Below are 3,341 nucleotides of genomic sequence, written 5' to 3'. Positions count from 1 at the left end.
AGTCCTAGAAATATAGTAAATCCTGCAATAGAGCCTAACAACAAAAGCTCCCAGTAGTTAACAGCTACCATCTTCTTGTTCTCCCAATGTATGCATATTTAATCAAATTTGTCATGTTAGGCCAGTCTAATTAGGCTCGCCTAGTATTTAAACTGTCTTTTACTGCTCAGAAAGGCTATAGTACAGTAAATGGTTGACGGCTGTTTCTGTTTCGGTGATTGTCAATGTCCGGCAAATTCGGCAGATCACAATAGTTACAACCATAGATCTAATTTAAAGTCTTAAATCATCGAAAAGTAAGGCAAACTGTAAATAATCATTCGTTGTTATCATACATGAGTATAGTTTGGATGCTATAATATCCAACGCAGATGACGAACAGAAAACTAGCAAATATACAAACGAATTTGAGGGCCTTTACGTAGGCACTGCAGAATCAGAACATGTAGAAATGTATCTTAAAGCCATATGGCATATTCGTGAAAGGGGGGAAGAGCCCAAGGTAAGTTCCATTGCCAAACTACTCAATATTAAACAACCTTCAGTAGTAGAAATGCTTCGGAAGCTGGATAGTGCAAAGCTAGTAGAATACAAGAAAGGAAGTATCGTGGAATTAGAAAGACAAGGTGAACAGATCGGAAAACAGATGATCCGAAACACCAGGTTACTTGAGGTGTTAATGAAGGATGCTCTCAAGATAGAGATTGATGAGGAAATGGCATGTGGCATAGAGCATCATATGAAGAATGTATTTACCGATGCTTTATGTACCTTGCTTAAGCACCCTAGAAAATGTCCCCATGGATTCCAAATACCAAAAGGAAAATGCTGTAACTAATGTCCTTTTTTGTCTTTATGTCTCTTTTGTGGTTGTATTAATGACTATCGTTCTCTGATTGTGCTCGCTAACTATGTATAAATGGATTCCGACGAACGCTGTGAAGGCTACAAGCAGCATTTAATGAATCAATAAAGAATAGATTATAGAAATCTCCCTCCCTTCCCTCCAGTGCTCAACAATTGAATGAAAGTAATTCTATTATCGACTTTCAAATATAATATTCATAACATTGGAAGTAACCTTCAATACTAATCAGGTTAGAATAGGTTTGATTAAAGAATAAAATCGGGAAATTTGAAAATTCCTGAATTCTGAATTCATTATTGAATTAACCTGAACCATTGGTGAATCATGCTGTTTCAGTTGTCATGTATGGATTTGGACATTTTATAATATGATCCCGATATCCCTGGATAGATAGATAGGTACGTTTGTTACTTAGATAGGCTCATTACTGTGAATGGCATGAGTAAATATGAGTAAAGATAGCCCGATGACTATCAAGATTGGTAAGTAACAGGCGGGATAACCGAAAATCGATTACAAGGTAAAAATCCAGAACACTAAATAATGTAGACGGCATAGAGTCTAATCCCACGCGAGGCATTTTAAGTGACTAATCGCGTCATCGGCCATGTAACTATTTCCAAAACATCGTTTTATTATTGTCGATATTGATGTGAATTCAGGATATGGGCAGATTGTATAGCTTTTATTAACTTTATAGCACAAAAGTATCTATGCCCATTGATCCTGAATTTCCAGGCAATCACCAAGTGATTGGTAAACACGACCATGCCGATGGGCAGCACTTCCATTTTGTTTGGGGACCTGGAAATCCTTCTGACGCTGCAGCCAATCCAGACGTAAAGGCTGCCTATGCAGCAAGGAACGAAGAGTTGACGCCAATAGGAGTACATGGTACTTTTGTGGCTGTTGATTGGGATTCTTGTATTGCTGATGGAGCTTGTATACAAGCATGTCCAGTAAATGTATTTCAATGGTACAGAACCGAAAATGATGTGCCAGCCGTAGAAATGTCCAATATTAGTAGCTCAGGTGTTGGCTCCGCAGGTAAGGATGACCGACTGGATTATACAGACAAATCTGATCCGATAAGAGAGAAGGATTGTATTTGGTGTATGGCTTGTGTGACAGTATGTCCTACAAAGGCAATCAAAGTAGACCAATCCAATGTGCAGTTCCATGAGCAAGCAATATCCACGTTTAATAGATAATCAGTAATTGTATTCGTGTTCACATTTATTCAATACTATGACAATTCAGTCATGTGTTAAGAATCAAAACTTGGTTCACTTCTTGCTCCACTACTGTATCACTGCTCCGTAGATTATTATAAAGAATAGTTCTATCACTTCATTCTATATTATATATGAATTAAAGAGCAATAAAGACAAATTGGCCTCGAAAAGCATGTGGAAAGGTAGTGTCAGTTTTGGACTTGTTAACATTCCTGTAAGAGTATATCAAGCTACTCAAGACAGAGAGTATTCCTTTAACCAACTATGCCCTAAAGGGCATAGAATTCAATACAAAAGATGGTGTCCAGTTGAGCAAAAAGAAATAAGTTACAAGGAAATAAAGAAAGGATATGAAGTAACTAAGGACAAATACATCGCCATTGATAAAAAAGAAATAGACAATATTAAGATCAAAACATCAAAGTCCATAGAACTTAAGGAGTTTATAGAAGCGAAAGATTTGGACCCAATTCTGATAGAAAAAAGCTACTTTATAGCACCGGAGGTGAGGCGTAGCGTGGTAGATAAGACGTATTTGCTGTTCGCAGCAGTTCTAAACGAGACTAACAAAGTAGCAATTGGAAAAGTGGTATTGAAGGATAAAGAACATGTCATTGCTCTTAGATCTTACAAGCGGGGTATTGTGATGCACGTGCTACATTTTCTGGATGAAGTTAGGCCTATGGACGAAATCGAGGAGATAACTCAGGTACAGAAAATGAAAATAGACAACAAAGAAGAATTATCTCTAGCAAAGCTCCTTGTTGAAAACCTTTCGACCGACCACTTTGATCTCAGCAAGTATTCTGACTCATATTCAAAGGAACTCAAGCATCTGATTGAAGCCAAATCAAAGGGAAAGACGTACATCAAATCAGTCGAAGTCGAAAAGGAAGCTCCTAAAGACTTGGTAGCAGCCTTAAAAGCCAGCCTTCAGAAATCCAAAAAATCAAAGCAATAAAGCACTTTCTGGAGATATTGATTTTATTTGCTTACTCCTTGCAACAGATGATGACCTTTTTGTAAATGATGCGAGATGAGGGAACGAAGTGAGCCTAAATGTGTAGTCGTGACTCATAAATGAGAAAATAAAAATCTGACGAATAAACGCATGAATAAATAAATAAATAAATGAACATAATCGGCACACTGTCTGAAAAAGGGTCAAGAAGTGAAGATGATACAATCGAAGTTTTCTGAAATAATGACTTCCGAGGTTTTAATACCAATACTGTAAG

At 37.3% G+C, this 3,341-nt stretch carries 3 protein-coding genes; all 3 read left to right on the top strand.

Translation table 11 applies throughout. The features are described 5' to 3' along the window. Positions 1–355: 355 nt before the first annotated feature. Positions 356–838 (top strand): metal-dependent transcriptional regulator, encoded by a 483-nt coding sequence (locus DYY65_RS11205; protein ID WP_370519359.1) that lies wholly within the window; start codon positions 356–358, stop codon positions 836–838. A 743-nt stretch (positions 839–1,581) separates the two neighbouring features. After that, the gene (locus tag DYY65_RS11200) at positions 1,582–2,079 is read left to right on the top strand and encodes a 4Fe-4S dicluster domain-containing protein (protein ID WP_162478043.1); all 498 of its coding nucleotides are present in this window, start codon (positions 1,582–1,584) and stop codon (positions 2,077–2,079) included. A 181-nt stretch (positions 2,080–2,260) separates the two neighbouring features. After that, complete coding sequence (ku, locus tag DYY65_RS11195) at positions 2,261–3,064, top strand: non-homologous end joining protein Ku (RefSeq protein ID WP_162478042.1); 804 nt, start codon at positions 2,261–2,263, stop codon at positions 3,062–3,064. The last annotated feature ends 277 nt before the right edge of the window (positions 3,065–3,341 follow it).

Origin of the sequence: Nitrososphaera sp. AFS (assembly GCF_009898475.1) — an archaeon.
Taxonomy (GTDB): Archaea; Thermoproteota; Nitrososphaeria; order Nitrososphaerales; family Nitrososphaeraceae; genus Nitrosopolaris.
The sequence above is the reverse complement of the archived record's forward strand: the minus strand, read 5'-3'. Positions and strand labels throughout refer to the sequence as shown.